The sequence below is a fragment of the Klebsiella sp. 10-1 genome (genome assembly GCF_009758445.1).
Classification (GTDB): Bacteria; Pseudomonadota; Gammaproteobacteria; order Enterobacterales; family Enterobacteriaceae; genus Klebsiella; species Klebsiella scottii.
In genome coordinates this window covers 115,348-132,638 of sequence record NZ_WQRE01000007.1, presented here as the reverse complement: position 1 = coordinate 132,638, position 17,291 = coordinate 115,348, and the positions used below count along the sequence as shown (strand labels likewise).

Sequence of the window (17,291 nt, the reverse complement as noted above, 5' to 3'; positions counted from 1 at the left end):
ATGTCGCAGGCTGCGCTGAATACGCGGAACCACGAAGAAGAAGAGGAAACGTCTTCTTCGCGCCGAAGTAATGGAACTCGTCTGGCGGGGATTTTCTTCCTGCTGGCGGTGCTGTGTACCGTATTGGTCAGCGGGTGGATGGTTCTGGGCTGGATGGAAGACGCACAGCGTTTACCGCTGTCCAAGATGGTGGTAACCGGTGAGCGTCACTACACGCGTAATGACGATATTCGCCAGGCAATTCTGGCGCTGGGTTCTCCTGGAACCTTTATGACTCAGGATGTGAATATTATCCAAAGTCAGATTGAGCGCCTGCCGTGGATTAAACAGGCGAGCGTCAGAAAGCAGTGGCCGGACGAATTGAAGATTCATCTGGTTGAATATGTGCCGATTGCGCGTTGGAATGATCAGCATATGGTAGACGTAGAAGGTAATTCTTTCAGCGTCCCGGCGGATCGCACCAATAAACAGAATTTACCGATGTTGTATGGCCCGGAAGGCAGCGAGAACGAAGTGTTGCAAGGATATCGCGACATGGGGCAGGTGCTGGCAAAGGATAAATTCACGTTGAAAGTGGCGGCGATGACCGCGCGTCGCTCCTGGCAGCTGACGCTTAATAACGATATTAAGCTCAACCTTGGCCGCGGCGACACCATGAAACGTCTTCAGCGCTTTATGGAACTTTACCCGGTTCTTCAGCAGCAGGCGCAGACCGATGGCAAACGGATAAGCTACGTTGATTTGCGCTATGACTCGGGCGCGGCGGTAGGCTGGGTGCCTGCTCCCGCTGAGGAAACTAATCAACAACAGAATCAGGCACAGGCAGAACAACAATGATCAAGGCGACGGACAGAAAGCTGGTAGTTGGACTGGAGATTGGCACCGCGAAGGTTGCCGCTTTAGTAGGGGAAGTTCTGCCCGACGGCGTGGTCAATATCATTGGCGTGGGCAGTTGCCCATCGCGTGGTATGGATAAAGGCGGGGTTAACGACCTGGAATCCGTGGTGAAATGCGTACAGCGCGCCATTGACCAGGCCGAACTGATGGCTGATTGCCAGATTTCGTCAGTGTACCTGGCGCTTTCAGGTAAACATATTAGCTGTCAAAATGAAATTGGGATGGTGCCGATTTCAGAAGAAGAGGTGACGCTGGACGACGTTGAGAACGTGGTGCATACCGCCAAGTCGGTCCGCGTACGCGATGAGCATCGCGTGCTGCACGTCATCCCGCAGGAGTACGCCATTGACTACCAGGAGGGGATTAAAAACCCGGTTGGCCTGTCTGGCGTTCGTATGCAGGCAAAAGTGCATTTGATTACCTGCCATAACGATATGGCAAAAAATATTGTTAAAGCGGTGGAGCGCTGCGGTCTGAAAGTGGACCAGCTCATTTTTGCCGGTTTAGCGGCCAGTTATTCCGTGTTGACGGAAGATGAACGTGAGCTTGGTGTCTGCGTTGTGGACATCGGCGGTGGTACAATGGATATCGCCGTGTATACCGGCGGCGCGCTGCGTCATACCAAAGTGATCCCGTACGCGGGCAACGTGGTAACCAGCGATATCGCCTATGCCTTCGGCACGCCGCCGAGCGATGCCGAAGCGATCAAGGTGCGCCACGGTTGCGCGCTGGGCTCAATCGTCGGTAAAGACGAAAACGTCGAAGTCCCGAGCGTAGGCGGACGCCCGCCGCGCAGCCTGCAGCGTCAGACGCTGGCAGAGGTCATTGAGCCGCGTTATACCGAACTGCTCAACCTGGTCAATGAAGAGATCCTGCAGCTGCAGGAACAGCTCCGCCAGCAGGGCGTTAAGCACCATCTGGCTGCGGGGATTGTTTTAACCGGCGGCGCGGCGCAAATTGAAGGCCTTGCCGCCTGTGCGCAGCGGGTATTCCATACGCAGGTGCGTATCGGTGCCCCGCTGAACATTACCGGTTTAACGGATTATGCCCAGGAGCCGTATTATTCAACGGCGGTTGGGTTGCTGCACTACGGGAAGGAGTCTCATCTTAGTGGTGAAGCAGAAGTGGAAAAACGCGTAACTGCATCAGTTGGCTCGTGGATTAAGCGACTAAATAGCTGGCTGCGAAAAGAGTTTTAATTTTTTAAGAGAACGCAGAAAATTAGCGTTCTCAGGCGACAGGCACAAGACGGAGAGAAACTATGTTTGAACCAATGGAATTAACCAACGACGCGGTGATTAAAGTCATCGGCGTCGGTGGCGGCGGCGGTAATGCCGTAGAGCACATGGTGCGCGAGCGCATTGAAGGTGTTGAATTCTTCGCGGTGAACACCGATGCGCAGGCGCTGCGTAAAACGGCTGTTGGCCAGACTATTCAGATTGGTAGCGGTATTACCAAGGGGCTGGGCGCAGGCGCCAACCCGGAAGTCGGCCGCAATGCGGCGGATGAAGACCGTGAAGCGCTGCGTGCTGCTCTCGACGGCGCAGACATGGTGTTTATCGCGGCTGGTATGGGCGGCGGTACCGGTACCGGTGCGGCGCCTGTGGTAGCAGAAGTGGCGAAGGATCTGGGTATCCTGACCGTCGCGGTTGTGACTAAGCCCTTCAATTTTGAAGGCAAGAAGCGTATGGCTTTCGCCGAACAGGGGATCACCGAGCTCTCCAAGCACGTGGATTCACTGATCACTATCCCGAACGACAAGCTGCTGAAAGTTCTCGGCCGCGGCATTTCGCTGCTGGACGCCTTCGGCGCAGCAAACGACGTGCTGAAAGGCGCAGTGCAGGGGATCGCCGAGCTGATTACCCGTCCGGGTCTGATGAACGTCGACTTTGCGGATGTGCGCACCGTGATGTCCGAAATGGGCTATGCGATGATGGGATCCGGCGTGGCGAGCGGTGAAGACCGTGCGGAAGAAGCGGCTGAAATGGCGATTTCTTCTCCGCTGCTGGAAGATATCGATCTGTCCGGCGCGCGCGGCGTTCTGGTCAACATCACCGCTGGCTTCGACCTGCGTCTGGATGAGTTCGAAACCGTAGGTAACACTATCCGTGCTTTCGCCTCGGATAACGCGACCGTGGTTATCGGTACTTCTCTGGATCCGGATATGAACGATGAGCTGCGCGTGACCGTTGTTGCTACCGGTATTGGCATGGACAAACGTCCGGAAATTACCCTGGTAACCAACAAGCAGGTTCAGCAGCCGGTAATGGATCGCTACCAGCAGCACGGTATGGCGCCATTGAATCAGGAGCAGAAACCGGCAGCGAAAGTGGTGAACGACAATACGCCGCAAACCGCGAAAGAGCCGGATTATCTGGATATCCCGGCCTTCCTGCGCAAGCAAGCTGATTAAGAATTGGCTGGAAGTTGGGCATCAGCGCTCTTTGTGCTAAACTGCCCGTCCGAAAGTGTTATACACTTCGGTTGGATAGGTAACTTGGCGAGATTATACGATGATCAAACAAAGGACTCTTAAACGTATCGTTCAGGCGACTGGCGTCGGTTTGCATACCGGCAAGAAAGTCACACTGACGTTACGACCTGCGCCGGCAAATACCGGGGTCATCTATCGTCGCACCGACTTGAATCCACCGGTTGATTTTCCGGCTGATGCCAAATCTGTGCGTGATACCATGCTCTGTACTTGCCTGGTGAACGAGCATGACGTGCGGATTTCAACAGTCGAGCACCTGAATGCCGCACTGGCTGGCCTGGGCATTGACAACATAGTTATTGAAGTCGATGCGCCGGAAATCCCGATTATGGACGGCAGTGCTGCTCCGTTCGTTTATCTGCTGCTGGATGCCGGCATCGATGAGCTGAACTGCGCCAAGAAATTTGTGCGCATTAAAGAGGCCGTTCGCGTCGAAGATGGCGATAAGTGGGCTGAGTTTAAGCCGTACAATGGTTTTTCGTTGGACTTCACCATCGATTTTAACCATCCGGCGATTGACTCAAGCAACCAGCGCTATGCGATGAACTTCTCTGCTGATGCATTTATGCGCCAGATTAGCCGTGCGCGTACCTTCGGTTTTATGCGTGATATCGAATATCTGCAGTCCCGCGGCCTGTGCCTGGGAGGCAGCTTCGATTGTGCCATCGTTGTTGACGATTATCGCGTATTGAACGAAGACGGCTTACGCTTTGAAGATGAGTTTGTCCGCCACAAAATGCTGGATGCGATTGGTGACCTGTTTATGTGTGGTCACAATATCATTGGCGCATTTACGGCGTTCAAATCAGGTCACGCGTTGAACAACAAACTGCTGCAGGCTGTTCTGGCAAAACAGGAAGCCTGGGAGTACGTGACCTTCGAAGACGAAGCGGAAATGCCGCTGGCATTCCGGGCACCATCAATGGTTATGGCGTAAGCCTGACCATTCAGTAAAATCGACTGGTAACCTGGTACTCTCTCCGGCCAGGGAGCCAGTCGTTTTTCTTTTTTACCTTCCGGTTCTTATTTCACCCCGATTCAACGATCGCTGACACCGCGCGTTCGCTGCTTAATTGACCGCTTTTACCTCCGCAAAGCTTTCATTCCTGCTGCCGTGACGCGGTATTAATGGTAATATTTGGGCGCAAAATTATTTCCTGGGGTTGCTTCAACTAAAGGTAATGGACGTGAGTGGATTGCTGACGCGCTGGCGACAGTTTGGCAGACGGTATTTCTGGCCGCATCTCCTGTTGGGGATGGTCGCGGCTAGCTTTGGCCTGCCTGCGTTAAGCAATAGTCACGAAACGGCATCGCCTGCGAAAGCAGCGGCCAGCAGCCACACGCCGAATAAAGTTAATTTCTCCCAGCTGGCGCTTCTGGATGCCAGCCGCCGGCCAAACTTTACCGTCGATTACTGGCATCAGCACGCCATCCGCACGGTTATTCGTCATCTGTCATTTGCCATGGCGCCTCAGGCGCTGCCGGTTGCGGAAGAATCTTCGCCATTACAGGCGCAGCATCTGGCCCTGCTCGATACGCTCAGCGCGCTGCTGACGCAGGAAAGCAAGCCGCCGGTCATTGTGCGTCAGGCGGCATACAACCCCTCCCATCGCGCCTTTTGCGTCTCCGTCTGGATTAGCCAGGTCACCGGGATACGCGCCGGGCCGCAACGCCTCAGCTGAACTAAAAACGGATCATTCTATTTTTTGTGACTCCGCATCGCGGGGCGTTTGAGATTTTATTATGCTAATCAAATTATTAACTAAAGTTTTCGGTAGCCGTAACGATCGTACACTGCGCCGCATGCGCAAAGCTGTGACGCTGATTAATTCCATGGAACCTGACATGGAGAAGCTCTCTGATGATCAGCTGAAGGCTAAAACAGAAGAGTTCCGCGCGCGTCTGGCGAAGGGCGAAAGCGTAGAAAGCCTGATCCCGGAAGCCTTTGCCGTGGTACGTGAAGCCAGTAAGCGCGTATTCGGTATGCGTCACTTTGACGTACAGCTGCTGGGCGGCATGGTGCTCAATGAGCGCTGCATTGCAGAAATGCGTACCGGTGAAGGTAAAACGCTGACCGCTACCCTCCCGGCCTATCTGAACGCGCTGTCAGGTAAAGGCGTTCACGTCGTGACCGTCAACGACTACCTGGCGCAGCGTGATGCTGAAAACAACCGTCCGCTGTTTGAGTTCCTCGGTATGACCGTTGGTATCAATATGTCGGGCCTGCCTGCTCCGGCCAAGCGTGAAGCTTACGCCGCCGATATCACCTACGGCACCAACAACGAATACGGCTTCGACTATCTGCGCGATAACATGGCGTTCAGTCCGGAAGAGCGCGTACAGCGTAAGCTGCACTATGCGCTGGTGGATGAGGTGGACTCCATCCTCATCGATGAAGCGCGTACGCCGCTGATCATTTCCGGCCCGGCTGAAGACAGCTCGGAAATGTACAAGAAAGTGAACAAGATCATTCCTCATCTGGTGCGCCAGGAAAAAGAGGACTCCGATACCTTTACCGGTGAAGGCCACTTCTCGGTAGATGAGAAAGCGCGTCAGGTGAACCTGACCGAACGCGGGCTGGTCCTGATTGAAGAGCTGTTGGTGAACGAAGGCATTATGGACGAAGGCGAATCTCTGTATTCACCGACTAACATTATGCTGATGCACCACGTGACCGCGGCGCTGCGTGCGCACGTGCTGTTCACCCGCGACGTTGACTACATCGTAAAAGATGGCGAAGTCATTATTGTCGATGAGCATACCGGTCGTACCATGCAGGGTCGTCGCTGGTCAGACGGTCTGCACCAGGCCGTCGAAGCCAAAGAAGGCGTTGATATCCAGAACGAGAACCAGACGCTGGCGTCCATCACCTTCCAGAACTACTTCCGTCTGTACGAGAAGCTGGCGGGGATGACCGGTACTGCGGATACCGAAGCTTTCGAATTCAGCTCTATCTATAAGCTGGATACCGTAGTCGTACCGACCAACCGTCCGATGATCCGTAAGGATATGGCGGATCTGGTCTATATGACCGAAGCAGAAAAAATTCAGGCGATTATCGAAGATATCAGAGAGCGTACTGCCGCCGGCCAGCCGGTTCTGGTAGGTACGATTTCTATCGAAAAATCCGAAGTGGTTTCGCAAGAGCTGACCAAAGCGGGCATCAAACACAATGTCCTGAACGCGAAGTTCCACGCCAGTGAAGCGGATATCGTGGCTCAAGCCGGCTACCCGGCCGCGGTGACCATCGCCACCAACATGGCCGGTCGTGGTACGGATATCGTGCTGGGCGGCAGCTGGCAGGCGGAAGTCGCCGCGCTGGAAGATCCGACTCCAGAGCAGATCGCTCAAATCAAAGCCGACTGGCAGGTGCGTCACGAAGCGGTGCTGGCCTCCGGTGGTTTACACATTATCGGTACCGAGCGCCATGAATCTCGCCGTATCGATAACCAGCTGCGCGGTCGTTCAGGTCGTCAGGGCGATGCCGGTTCTTCTCGTTTCTATCTGTCGATGGAAGATGCCCTGATGCGCATTTTTGCCTCTGACCGCGTGTCCGGCATGATGCGTAAGCTGGGGATGAAGCCGGGCGAAGCGATTGAGCACCCGTGGGTCACCAAAGCTATCGCCAACGCGCAGCGCAAGGTTGAAAGCCGTAACTTTGATATTCGTAAGCAGCTGCTGGAATATGATGACGTGGCTAACGATCAGCGTCGCGCCATCTACAGCCAGCGTAACGAACTGCTGGACGTATCTGATGTTAGCGAAACCATCAACAGCATTCGCGAAGACGTTTTCAAAACAACTATCGATGCGCACATTCCGCCGCAGTCTCTGGAGGAAATGTGGGATGTCGAAGGCCTGCAGGAACGTCTGAAAAACGACTTCGATCTCGATCTGCCGCTCAAGGAGTGGTTGGACAAAGAGCCTGAACTGCATGAAGAAACTCTGCGTGAGCGTATTCTGCAGAACGCGGTAGAAACCTATCAGCGTAAAGAAGAAGTCGTGGGTACCGAAATGATGCGTCATTTCGAAAAAGGCGTAATGCTGCAGACGCTGGACTCCCTGTGGAAAGAGCATCTGGCGGCAATGGACTACCTGCGTCAGGGCATCCATCTGCGCGGCTACGCGCAGAAAGATCCTAAGCAGGAATACAAGCGTGAATCGTTCTCGATGTTTGCGGCGATGCTTGAATCCCTGAAGTATGAAGTGATCAGCACCCTGAGCAAGGTTCAGGTGCGGATGCCGGAAGAAGTTGAAGCGATGGAACAGCAGCGCCGCGAAGAGGCGGAGCGCCTCGCGCAGATGCAGCAGCTGAGCCATCAGGATGACGACACGGTAGCCGCAGCCGCACTGGCTGAGGAAACCGGCGAGCGTAAGGTTGGCCGGAACGATCCTTGCCCGTGTGGTTCCGGTAAGAAATATAAGCAGTGCCATGGTCGCCTGAGTTAAGCTCAGAGAATAAAAATGAAGGCGCAGATATCTGCGCCTTTTTTATGGAATTAACACAATGAAAATACTGCAAATCTCAGTTGGCATCATCCGTAACCCGCAGGGTGAAATCTTTATTACCCAGCGCGCTGCCGATGCGCATATGGCAAATAAGCTCGAGTTTCCCGGTGGGAAAATTGAAGCGGGAGAATCTGCCGAGCAGGCGTTAGCGCGTGAGCTGCAGGAAGAGGTTGGCATTACGGTACGCGCGTCCACTCTGTTTGATAAGCTGGAGTATCAGTTCCCCGATCGGCATATCACGCTATGGTTCTGGCTGGTTGATGACTGGGAAGGCGAGCCCTGGGGTAAAGAAGGGCAGCCGGGGCGCTGGATTGCCCAGCGTGCGCTGCTGGCCGAGGAGTTTCCGCCGGCTAACGAACCGATTATCAGCAAATTAGTGCAGTCCGCCCGCTGAGAAAATAGCCCGGACAAGACGCAACGTCATCTCCGGGATTTTCTCTGCCGCCAGGCGCTACTGCTGCTGTTCGCTCCAGTCATCGGTATCGGACAGGTCGCCCGCGCTAGGAATGCGTTTTTCTTCCGCCGCCCATTCACCTAAGTCAATGAGCTGACAGCGTTTTGAGCAAAATGGCCGAAACGGGCTGTGCTCATTCCAGACCACGTTTTTACCGCAGGTCGGGCAGTTGACGATTGTCTCTTTCGACATGTTTTCTCCTTAACAACAGGCCAGTTCAAAATCAAAACGCTCGGGGACGATACCGAGTTCGCTGTCCAGCGGGAGAAAGCGAATGGCAAAGCGACTTTTATGGCCAGAAATTTGCGGATACAGCTGGCTGGCAAGATCGAGGCGTAAACGCAGCAGATCGGCATCATCGCCATTATCCTGATAAAAACCGTTGAGGCTGGTCTGCTTGCGAAAGGGCGCGGAGTTGCGAATCAAATCGAGGATCAGCACCAGCGCCTGGGTGAGCGGCTGAAGGCTCACTAACCATCTGCCAACCTGCTCGTCGCGATACTCCTGAGGCATATGCAGCCAGATATGCAGCGTGGGCAGATCGAAACTACAGCAGCCGCCGGGAATGCTCAGACGCTGGCGAACCAGCGCAATTAAACGATCTTCACGCAGGAACTGGCCGATGCGCGGGGCAGACATTAACGCGCTGCCGGACTGCTTCAGCTGTTGGCGCAATTCGTCAATACGCCCGCGGTCGACGCCTGGCACTTCTGCCCAGGACTGCAGTTTACGCTGCTGCCGCTCGAGCTCTTTGAGCAGATCTGTGCGCACCTCGCCGCGTTCGAGGACATCCAGGAGATCGCCCGTATTGCGGAAAAAGTGGAGCGCGTCCGCGTAGGTGGCGAGCGTCGGATGCACGGACAGCTGTTGAATCAAAAACTCAATACGCAGCCAGGTGCGCATTTTCTCATTGAGGGGATGTTCAAATAGAACAGGGGTATGCATTACGATTTTTCCTGTGAGGCGGCCTGCGATGCCAGCATTAGATACTTTTCATGCAGGCGGGCGACATCCGATGCGATGGCATCCGGAGGGCCCATATTTTCAATGACATCATCCGCAGCGGCGAGGCGTTGCTCACGCGTCGCCTGGGCGGCAAGAATACGTTCTGCGTGCTCACGGCTGACCCGATCGCGCAGTATGGTTCGCTGTATTTGCGTCTCTTTTGGGACATCGACGACCAGCACGCGGTCAGCGTTGGCAGCGAGGTTGTTTTCGACCAGCAGGGGAACGACCCAGAGAACATAAGAAGAGGACGCCGCCTGCATTTGACGGCGGGTTTCCTGCTGAATGAGCGGGTGCAGCAGCGCGTTAAGCCAGGTTTTATCCTCGGCGTGAGCGAAAATGTGTTCCCGCAGGCTGCGGCGGTTCAGCGTGCCGTCATCGTTAATCATTTGTTGGCCAAAGCGAGCGGCAATCGCCAGTAGCGCGGGAGTTCCAGGTTCTACCACCTGACGGGCGATAACGTCGGCGTCAATAACGTTAACACCAAGGTGAGAAAATGCATCGGCTACGGTGCTTTTGCCGCTACCGATGCCGCCCGTTAACGCTACCGTATACCTCATATACCCCGTTCCTGAAACTGATCATATACACATTGACTTTTCAGCAGCGCCCGCGCTTCACGAGCCGTGACTCTGCGGTGGGTGTCCCGTCAGGCTGCTTCAAGCCGGAAAGAGACTTTTACGACGGATACTGGATTGCTTTGTACATATAAATCAAATGGTTAAAAATGACGCTCTGGCCGTTGATTATCGCGTTCGCGCTTTTCTCAATCCACCAGGTAAATTTGTACGATTGTAGCGTAAAAAAAGTGAAAATCGCAGTCTTGCGCAGTCATGATTCGTGAGTATGATAACGTCACTGGAGTTGTGCTCTCACAATAATGCAATTAACCCCAGGAATTCGCACATGCGTATTGAAGAAGATCTGAAGCTTGGCTTTAAAGACGTTCTTATCCGCCCCAAGCGCTCTACCCTCAAAAGTCGTTCTGATGTTGAACTGGAACGCGAATTCACTTTTAAACATTCTGGCCTCTCCTGGTCCGGCGTGCCGATCATCGCAGCGAATATGGACACCGTCGGTACGTTTAGTATGGCAAAAGCGCTGGCTTCTTTCGGGATCCTCACTGCCGTACATAAGCACTACACCGTAGAAGAGTGGCGGAACTTTGTGCAGACCACTCCTGCCGATGTGCTGAAGTACGTCATGGTTTCTACCGGTACCTCGGATGTCGACTTCGAAAAAACCAAACAGATCCTGACGCAGAACCCGCAGCTCGGCTTCGTTTGCATTGACGTGGCAAACGGTTATTCCGAGCATTTCGTGCAGTTCGTGGCGAAAGCGCGCGAAGCCTGGCCGCTGAAAACGATCTGTGCGGGTAACGTCGTGACCGGCGAAATGTGCGAAGAGCTGATTCTGTCCGGCGCGGATATCGTGAAGGTCGGCATCGGTCCGGGTTCCGTTTGTACTACCCGCGTGAAAACCGGCGTTGGCTACCCGCAGCTCTCTGCGGTTATCGAATGCGCCGATGCGGCTCATGGCCTTGGCGGTCAGATCGTCAGCGATGGCGGATGCACCACGCCAGGCGACGTAGCGAAGGCCTTCGGCGGCGGCGCTGATTTCGTCATGCTGGGCGGTATGCTGGCAGGCCACGAAGAGAGCGGCGGCACCGTTGTTGAAGAGAACGGCGAGAAGTTTATGCTGTTCTACGGTATGAGCTCTGAATCCGCCATGACCCGTCATGTGGGCGGCGTTGCGCAGTACCGCGCTGCGGAAGGTAAAACCGTTAAGCTGCCCCTGCGCGGCCCGGTTGATAATACCGCCCGCGATATCCTCGGCGGCCTACGTTCCGCCTGTACCTATGTCGGCGCATCTCGTCTGAAAGAGCTGACCAAACGCACAACCTTTATTCGCGTACAGGAACAAGAGAACCGCGTGTTCAACAGCCTGTAATGCCGTTTTGCTGGCGCACCTCCTGCGCCAGCCGCTATCCCCCCATTCCGCTAATGGCGTCGCCCAGATGAAAAATGGGTAAATACATCGCCACCACCAGTACGCCAACAACGGCGCCGGTTATCAGCAGCAGCATCGGTTCAAGCAGCGTGGCCAAGCCTTCTGCCTGACGGTGCGTGCGTTCGCTATGATGGCGGGCAAGGTTCTCCAGCATGATATCCAGCGATCCTGAAGCCTCCCCGGTGCGGATGAGCTGCAGGCATAGCGGGGTAAATCCTCCACTGTTCGCCAGCGCCTGCCAGATGGCGGTCCCGTGGGCAATCTGAGTATTAACCTGATGGATCCTCTGGCGCCAAAGCGGGCAGCTTAACGTCTCTTCTACGCTTTCCAGGCCCTGCATAAAGCTGATGCCGGCGCTCTGCGTGAGGGTTAAAACGGTAAATATCTGGCTGAGCCGCTGTCCCCCTATCAGCTTTCCGACTACCGGCAAAGCGTGAAGCAGCTTTTGCCGCCGTAGTAGCCAGGAAGGGCGACGTTGGGCCAGCTGGTTGAGGAGAAACGGCAATATCGCCATCAACAGCAGCAGCGGCCAACGGTTGCTGAGGCTTTCTCCGGCGCTTATCACTACTTTGGTCAACAGAGGGAGCGGCGTGTTGAACGTCTGGTAGATAGCGGCAAACTCCGGCAGGACAAAGGTGAGCATGCCCATCACCACCAGCAGCGCCAGCAGCAGAATGACCAGCGGATAGCGCAGCGCCTTTTTGACCTTTTCGCTCAGCTGCAGCTGCTCCCGCTGCTGGCGAGCCAGATGAAAGCAGCAAAGATCCAGTTTACCGGTAAGCTCACCGGTGCGGATCATGGCCAGATAGAGCGGAGGAAACGCCTGCGGCCATCTTTCCAGCGCGCTGGAAAGCGGGATGCCCTGCGCAAGGTCCCGAGCCAGCGTTCGCAGAAGCGCCTGCCACTGCGCGCCCTGCTGCTGCTGTGCCAGCAGCTCTAACCCCTCGGCCAGAGGCAGCCCCGCCTGCAGGAGGGTCGCCAACTGATGGATAATCTGGCCGCTGTAGCGCGGGTGCCACAGCGAGCTGCGTACCGCGCAGCGGCGGAGCGCGAGGGGGATAATCCGTTCATGCTGCAGCGCCTGAATAACCTCCAGGCGGGAGCTTTTCCACAGCGATCCCTGGCAGGGCGATCCTTCGGGATCAAGCCCGCGCCAGCGCCAAAGGCGTTCAGTCGCCATGGGGGAGCCCCAGCACGCGGACCACCTCTTCAAAACAGGTCAGCCCCTGCTCAATGGCCAGGCAGCCGCTTTCAAACAGCGTCATCATTCCGGCTTCACGCGCCAGAGATTCAATCTCCACCGCGCTCAGCCCCTGGGAAATAGCCTGCTGCAGCGCGGCGCCTATCGGGAGCACCTCAAATAGCGCCAGGCGCCCATAGTAGCCGTGATAGCAGTGCCGACAGCCCGTAGCCTGCCAGCGGGGAAGCCGACGCGGCCACAGGCTGTGCGGCACGTCAATGCCGCCTGCACCTTCCCGACGGCAGCGTGGGCAGAGCCTGCGCACCAGGCGCTGAGCAATGACCAGCGATAGCGCGGATGAGAGCATCCAGCAGGCAATTCCCATTTGCTGCAGGCGAATAAGCGTTTCGCTGGTCGAGTTAGTGTGCAGCGTCGAGAGCACGAGGTGCCCGGTTTGCGCCGCTTTGATCGCGATTTCTGCCGTTTCCGCATCGCGTATTTCGCCAACCATAACAATGTCCGGGTCCTGGCGCAGCAGCGCGCGCAGGACGCTGTTAAAGGTTAATCCGGATCGCGGGTTGATCTGCGTTTGATTCATGCCGGCGATGGGAATTTCCAGCGGGTCCTCTACGCTGCAAATATTAACCTCATCGCGGTTTCTCTTCTGCAGGGCGCTGTAGAGCGTGATGGTCTTACCGCTGCCGGTTGGGCCGGTGACCAGCAGCAGCCCCTGCGGCTGATTGAGCGCGGAGCCAAAGGCGGCAAGCTGCTCTGAGGAGAGGCCGAGCGCCTCGAGGTCCAGCGCCTGTTCCACCTGATGCAGCAGGCGCAGGACGATCTTCTCACCGTAACGGCAGGGCAGAGTGGCGATGCGAAATGACACCGATTGTCCCGAGAGAGTCTGCGTAAACTGGCCGTCCTGCGGCAGGCGGTGTTCGGCAATATCCAGGTTCCCGAGCACCTTAAGTCGCGCCGTTATCGGCAGTGCCAGTTCGGCGGCAAGCGGCGCAAGCGGATGGAGCACCCCATCGACCCGCAGACGTATGCGCAGGTTATTTTCGCCAGGCTCGACGTGGATATCAGATGCGCGCTGGCGCAGCGCCTGCTCCAGAATCTGATTGACCTGTTCGATGACGCCCGTCGGCGCCTCACCGCTGGCAGGAGATGGTCCAGACTGTCCGGACGATTGCTGGCGCTGATTCATTTTATCCTGGCTCCAGCACTCGATATCGATCCGCTTTTGCGTGGCGAAGCGCAGCGCTTCCATTAGCTCAGGCGGCGGAGAGTCTACCACCGCGATGGAGAGGGTTTGCTCATCGCTGTTAAGCAGCAGGGCGTGGTAGCGCTGGCAGAGGGCGATCAATTTTTCGGCTTTCATCGCGATGGCCTCAGTTAAAGCGGAATACGTCTTCACACGCCTGCTTGAGGGCGCTGCCGCTGGCGATGTCGCACTCTCTCTGCCAGCCGGTAATACCATTTGCGGTATCCCAGCCGGGCGTCATGGTGACGCGTAGCCCGTTCAGGCTTTCTTGCCCGCTAAGGGTGACGACGCCTTTAGCCACGGTCATTGCGGAAACGTAGCGCGTGGTGGCGGGAGAGGGAATGCCGTTGCTACCGCCATCGCAGCTTGTCAGGCCGCCGTGCTCAAGGGCGCATAGCTCAACCGCCGTGCGGTAGGGAATAAAGGTTTGCAGGACATCGGTCAGCGCCGCCTTGCGCAGATAGTTCTGGTAGGCGGGAATACCGATGGCGCTCAGAATGGCGATAATGCCAATCACCACCATGAGTTCGATAAGGGTAAAGCCACGTTGTCTGTCCATCGATTGCTCCTTGTTATCGTCGGGAGCACTGTGGCGGTCTGCGGGGAGGATGACGAGCGATAAATGAGCGCTCAGGAAACGGCTTCCCAGGCTTTCTTTACGCGTTACAGGGCGAGAGCAAAACGCTGAGATCGCCCTCGCAAAGCGTGCGCCCCGGCAGGCGATCCATGCCGGGGCGGAGCGTTAGCGGAAACGCATTGACAGGTCGAGCGCGCGGACGTTTTTGGTCAGGGCGCCAACGGAGATGTAATCGACGCCGGTTTCGGCAAATTCACGGATAGTATCGAAGGTGACGTTGCCGGAAACTTCCAGCGCGGCCTGGCCGTTGGTACGCTTCACCGCTTCGCGCATCAGGTCTGGGGTGAAGTTATCGAGCATGATGATATCAGCTCCGGCTTTCAGGGCTTCATCCAGCTCATCAAGGGATTCAACCTCAACTTCTACCGGCACGTCCGGATGCAGCCAGAAGGCCTTCTCGATGGCCTGGCGCACGGAGCCGGAGGCAATAATGTGGTTCTCTTTGATCAGGAAGGCATCGAACAGCCCCAGGCGATGGTTTGCGCCGCCTCCGCACAGTACGGCGTATTTCAGCGCGGTGCGCAGGCCGGGCAGCGTTTTACGGGTATCGAGCAGCTGGGTTTTGGTGCCCGCCAGCAGATCCACGTAGCGGCGCACCTCGCTGGCGACCCCGGATAGGGTCTGCACGAAGTTCAGCGCGGTGCGCTCGCCGGTCAGAAGAAGGCGGGAAGGGCCCTGCAGCTCAAACAGCGGCTGATCCGCCTTGACCGCGTCGCCATCTTCAACCAGCCAGGTGACGCTGACGTCGTCGCCGGCCAGCTGAATAAAGACCTCTTCCACCCAGCGTTTGCCGCAGAACACGCCGTCTTCGCGGGTAATGACAACCGCGTGCGAGCGTGCGCTTTCCGGCAATAATTGCGCGCTAATATCGTTGTTAGCGTCAACTTCGCCGCCTAAATCTTCGCGCAGGGACTGGGCTACTGCATCGGTAATATCGAGGTTAATGCGTTCCAGCAGCGCGTCACGGCGGCGGTCGGGGTTGTAGCGACGAGGCGACATGATAAAGCTCCAGATAGATAAGATTCAGAAGTGGGAAACATGCTAACCTGAACGGCGTTTCTACACCATATACTCTTCATCCTTCAGGCTATTGCCTCGTTGGCGTGCCTGCGTTGTAGAGGTGGAGGCGCGGCGATCGGCCCCGAACGAATTTGTGTATGATAATCGGCATCCTTGGGCCATGGGCGGCCCGGGAGCATGCGTTAGTGAAAGGAGACTCCGCAATGCAGTTGAACGGAGGATGGCTGGTGGGCGCGCGTCGGGTTCCTTCGCCGCACCATGATTGCCGCCCGGATGATGAAACCCCCTCCCTGCTGGTGGTGCATAATATTAGCCTGCCGCCGGGTGAATTTGGCGGTCCGTGGATTGACGCTCTGTTCAGCGGCACGCTCGATCCCAACGCGCACCCTTTTTTTGCCGGGATCGCTCAGCTACGGGTTTCGGCACATTGTCTGATTCGCCGCGACGGTGAAATCGTGCAGTATGTGCCTTTCGATAAGCGCGCGTGGCATGCCGGCGTATCCTGCTATCAGGGGCGTGAGCGCTGCAACGACTTCTCTATTGGTATTGAGCTGGAAGGAACGGATACGCTGGCTTATACCGATGCGCAGTATCAGCAGCTGGCCGCGGTTACGCGGCAGCTGACCGCGCTGTATCCGGCTATCGCTGAAAACATGACCGGCCATAGCGATATCGCGCCGGTGCGTAAAACGGATCCCGGCCCGGCGTTTGACTGGGCAAAATTTCGCGGTCTGTTGACCGCTTCGTCAGATAAGGAGATGCCATGACGTTATTTTCTACGCTGCTGGTTCTCATCGCCGAACGCCTGTTTAAGCTGGGCGAGCACTGGCAGCTCGATCATCGCCTTGAGGTTCTGTTCCGTCGCGTGAAGCACTTCTCGCTGTTCGGCACGCTGCTGATGGCGGCGGTGGCGATGGTTGCGGTGTACATTATTCAGAGCCTGCTGCACGGCGTGCTGTTTAACGTCCCGCTGCTGGTGTTCTGGATCCTGCTTGGTCTGCTGTGCATTGGCGCCGGCAAAGTCCGCCTGCACTATCACGCCTACCTGAAGGCCGCTTCCCGCAATGATAAGCATGCCTGCGATGCGATGGCCAGCGAGCTGACGCTTATCCACGGCGTCCCGCCGGGCTGCGACAACCGTGAATACCTCAGCGAACTGCAGAATGCGCTGCTGTGGATCAACTACCGCTATTACCTTGCGCCGCTGTTCTGGTTTGTGGTCGGCGGGCCGTGGGGCCCGATCACGCTGATTGGCTATAGCGTCCTGCGTGCATGGCAGTCGTGGCTGGCCCGCTATCAAACGCCGCACCATCGTTTGCAGTCAGGGATTGATGGCATTTTGCACGTCGTGGACTGGGTGCCGGTGCGGCTGGTAGGCGTGGTTTACGCGCTGGTTGGTCACGGCGAGAAGGCGCTCCCCGCGTGGTTCGCCTCGCTGGGCGATCGCCATTCGTCGCAGTATCAGGTACTGACGCGTCTGGCGCAGTTCTCGCTCGCCCGTGAGCCGCATGTCGATAAGGTCGAGACGCCGAAGGCGGCCGTTTCAATGGCCAAGAAAACGTCGCTGGTAGTGGTGGTGATTATGGCCCTGCTGACGATTTACGGAACGCTGATTTAAGCCCCCCGCCCGTCGGCGGGCGCGGCGCAGGCGGGATGTCGAAATCAGGCATCCCGTTTTCTTGCCAGGCGATGCGCTTCAGCCGTTAGGATCGTACCGCGGGTTCGGTGGCGTTCCGCGCGATACGCCAGTACGTCTTCCCTTTTTCTCTCCACCTGCCGGTTAGCGGCTATCGCATGCAAGCGCGAATATGCGGCGCTGGAACA

At 56.6% G+C, this 17,291-nt stretch carries 17 protein-coding genes; 10 read left to right on the top strand and 7 right to left on the bottom strand.

Translation table 11 applies throughout. From position 1 onward, the window contains the following. The 7 genes from ftsQ (at window position 1) to mutT (ending at window position 8,294) form a co-directional block, all read left to right on the top strand. Window positions 1-837 (top strand): cell division protein FtsQ, encoded by an 837-nt coding sequence (gene ftsQ, locus GO007_RS22285; RefSeq protein ID WP_095103769.1) that lies wholly within the window; start codon window positions 1-3, stop codon window positions 835-837. Then, window positions 834-2,096: a cell division protein FtsA gene (ftsA, locus tag GO007_RS22280; protein WP_004857881.1), complete on the top strand. Its 1,263-nt coding sequence runs from the start codon at window positions 834-836 to the stop codon at window positions 2,094-2,096. The genes ftsQ and ftsA overlap by 4 nt, the downstream gene beginning before the upstream one ends. Before the next feature lie 62 nt (window positions 2,097-2,158). After that, complete coding sequence (ftsZ, locus tag GO007_RS22275; protein WP_041144053.1) at window positions 2,159-3,310, top strand: cell division protein FtsZ; 1,152 nt, start codon at window positions 2,159-2,161, stop codon at window positions 3,308-3,310. 100 nt (window positions 3,311-3,410) lie between these two features. Beyond that, the gene (gene lpxC, locus GO007_RS22270) at window positions 3,411-4,328 is read left to right on the top strand and encodes a UDP-3-O-acyl-N-acetylglucosamine deacetylase (protein WP_095103768.1); all 918 of its coding nucleotides are present in this window, start codon (window positions 3,411-3,413) and stop codon (window positions 4,326-4,328) included. A 250-nt stretch (window positions 4,329-4,578) separates the two neighbouring features. Next, window positions 4,579-5,073, top strand: coding sequence for a secA translation cis-regulator SecM (secM, locus tag GO007_RS22265; RefSeq protein ID WP_223261814.1), 495 nt, complete (start codon window positions 4,579-4,581; stop codon window positions 5,071-5,073). 61 nt (window positions 5,074-5,134) lie between these two features. Further along, window positions 5,135-7,840 carry a preprotein translocase subunit SecA gene (secA, locus tag GO007_RS22260; protein WP_095103765.1) on the top strand — a complete coding sequence of 902 codons (2,706 nt, stop codon included), beginning with the start codon at window positions 5,135-5,137 and terminating at the stop codon, window positions 7,838-7,840. A 58-nt stretch (window positions 7,841-7,898) separates the two neighbouring features. Beyond that, on the top strand, window positions 7,899-8,294 hold the full coding sequence (gene mutT / locus GO007_RS22255) for an 8-oxo-dGTP diphosphatase MutT (RefSeq protein ID WP_095103764.1): 396 nt from the start codon (window positions 7,899-7,901) through the stop codon (window positions 8,292-8,294). A gap of 57 nt (window positions 8,295-8,351) precedes the next feature. On the opposite strand, the gene yacG is transcribed toward mutT, so the two are convergent. From yacG to coaE, 3 genes are read right to left on the bottom strand one after another with little or no spacing between them, the layout of a single operon-like run. Next, complete coding sequence (gene yacG / locus GO007_RS22250) at window positions 8,352-8,546, bottom strand: DNA gyrase inhibitor YacG (RefSeq protein WP_041144058.1); 195 nt, start codon at window positions 8,544-8,546, stop codon at window positions 8,352-8,354. Between the two features lie 9 nt (window positions 8,547-8,555). Beyond that, the gene (gene zapD, locus GO007_RS22245) at window positions 8,556-9,299 is read right to left on the bottom strand and encodes a cell division protein ZapD (protein ID WP_095103763.1); all 744 of its coding nucleotides are present in this window, start codon (window positions 9,297-9,299) and stop codon (window positions 8,556-8,558) included. Continuing rightward, entirely contained in the window at window positions 9,299-9,919 is a 621-nt protein-coding gene (gene coaE / locus GO007_RS22240; RefSeq protein WP_095103762.1) for a dephospho-CoA kinase, read from the bottom strand. Before coaE ends, zapD begins: the two co-directional genes overlap by 1 nt. 346 nt (window positions 9,920-10,265) lie before the next feature. Between coaE and GO007_RS22235 the strand changes: the two genes are divergently transcribed. Continuing rightward, entirely contained in the window at window positions 10,266-11,309 is a 1,044-nt protein-coding gene (locus tag GO007_RS22235) for a GMP reductase (protein ID WP_095103760.1), read from the top strand. 34 nt (window positions 11,310-11,343) lie between these two features. Here the strand turns inward: GO007_RS22235 and hofC are convergent, their stop codons facing one another. The 4 genes from hofC to nadC all read right to left on the bottom strand — a co-directional run bounded on the left by hofC (window position 11,344) and on the right by nadC (window position 15,446). Then, window positions 11,344-12,549 (bottom strand): protein transport protein HofC, encoded by a 1,206-nt coding sequence (hofC, locus tag GO007_RS22230; RefSeq protein WP_095103758.1) that lies wholly within the window; start codon window positions 12,547-12,549, stop codon window positions 11,344-11,346. Continuing rightward, window positions 12,539-13,927: a type II secretion system protein GspE gene (gene gspE, locus GO007_RS22225; protein WP_095103756.1), complete on the bottom strand. Its 1,389-nt coding sequence runs from the start codon at window positions 13,925-13,927 to the stop codon at window positions 12,539-12,541. Before gspE ends, hofC begins: the two co-directional genes overlap by 11 nt. Before the next feature lie 10 nt (window positions 13,928-13,937). Beyond that, on the bottom strand, window positions 13,938-14,369 hold the full coding sequence (gene ppdD, locus GO007_RS22220; protein ID WP_095103754.1) for a prepilin peptidase-dependent pilin: 432 nt from the start codon (window positions 14,367-14,369) through the stop codon (window positions 13,938-13,940). Between the two features lie 183 nt (window positions 14,370-14,552). Further along, window positions 14,553-15,446 carry a carboxylating nicotinate-nucleotide diphosphorylase gene (nadC, locus tag GO007_RS22215; RefSeq protein ID WP_095103752.1) on the bottom strand — a complete coding sequence of 298 codons (894 nt, stop codon included), beginning with the start codon at window positions 15,444-15,446 and terminating at the stop codon, window positions 14,553-14,555. 224 nt (window positions 15,447-15,670) lie between these two features. Between nadC and ampD the strand changes: the two genes are divergently transcribed. Further along, on the top strand, window positions 15,671-16,234 hold the full coding sequence (gene ampD, locus GO007_RS22210; RefSeq protein WP_095103750.1) for a 1,6-anhydro-N-acetylmuramyl-L-alanine amidase AmpD: 564 nt from the start codon (window positions 15,671-15,673) through the stop codon (window positions 16,232-16,234). Further along, window positions 16,231-17,085, top strand: a complete 855-nt coding sequence (ampE, locus tag GO007_RS22205) for a beta-lactamase regulator AmpE (RefSeq protein ID WP_095103748.1) — start codon at window positions 16,231-16,233, stop codon at window positions 17,083-17,085. Before ampD ends, ampE begins: the two co-directional genes overlap by 4 nt. Window positions 17,086-17,291: the final 206 nt, after the last annotated feature.

Coding starts and splice junctions, on each gene's coding strand:
- ftsQ (WP_095103769.1), top strand. CDS start 1: ATGTCGCAGGCTGCGCTGAATACGCGGAACCACGAAGAAGAAGAGGAA.
- ftsA (WP_004857881.1), top strand. CDS start 834: ATGATCAAGGCGACGGACAGAAAGCTGGTAGTTGGACTGGAGATTGGC.
- ftsZ (WP_041144053.1), top strand. CDS start 2,159: ATGTTTGAACCAATGGAATTAACCAACGACGCGGTGATTAAAGTCATC.
- lpxC (WP_095103768.1), top strand. CDS start 3,411: ATGATCAAACAAAGGACTCTTAAACGTATCGTTCAGGCGACTGGCGTC.
- secA (WP_095103765.1), top strand. CDS start 5,135: ATGCTAATCAAATTATTAACTAAAGTTTTCGGTAGCCGTAACGATCGT.
- mutT (WP_095103764.1), top strand. CDS start 7,899: ATGAAAATACTGCAAATCTCAGTTGGCATCATCCGTAACCCGCAGGGT.
- yacG (WP_041144058.1), bottom strand. CDS start 8,546: ATGTCGAAAGAGACAATCGTCAACTGCCCGACCTGCGGTAAAAACGTG.
- zapD (WP_095103763.1), bottom strand. CDS start 9,299: ATGCATACCCCTGTTCTATTTGAACATCCCCTCAATGAGAAAATGCGC.
- coaE (WP_095103762.1), bottom strand. CDS start 9,919: ATGAGGTATACGGTAGCGTTAACGGGCGGCATCGGTAGCGGCAAAAGC.
- GO007_RS22235 (WP_095103760.1), top strand. CDS start 10,266: ATGCGTATTGAAGAAGATCTGAAGCTTGGCTTTAAAGACGTTCTTATC.
- hofC (WP_095103758.1), bottom strand. CDS start 12,549: ATGGCGACTGAACGCCTTTGGCGCTGGCGCGGGCTTGATCCCGAAGGA.
- gspE (WP_095103756.1), bottom strand. CDS start 13,927: ATGAAAGCCGAAAAATTGATCGCCCTCTGCCAGCGCTACCACGCCCTG.
- ppdD (WP_095103754.1), bottom strand. CDS start 14,369: ATGGACAGACAACGTGGCTTTACCCTTATCGAACTCATGGTGGTGATT.
- nadC (WP_095103752.1), bottom strand. CDS start 15,446: ATGTCGCCTCGTCGCTACAACCCCGACCGCCGCCGTGACGCGCTGCTG.
- ampD (WP_095103750.1), top strand. CDS start 15,671: ATGCAGTTGAACGGAGGATGGCTGGTGGGCGCGCGTCGGGTTCCTTCG.
- ampE (WP_095103748.1), top strand. CDS start 16,231: ATGACGTTATTTTCTACGCTGCTGGTTCTCATCGCCGAACGCCTGTTT.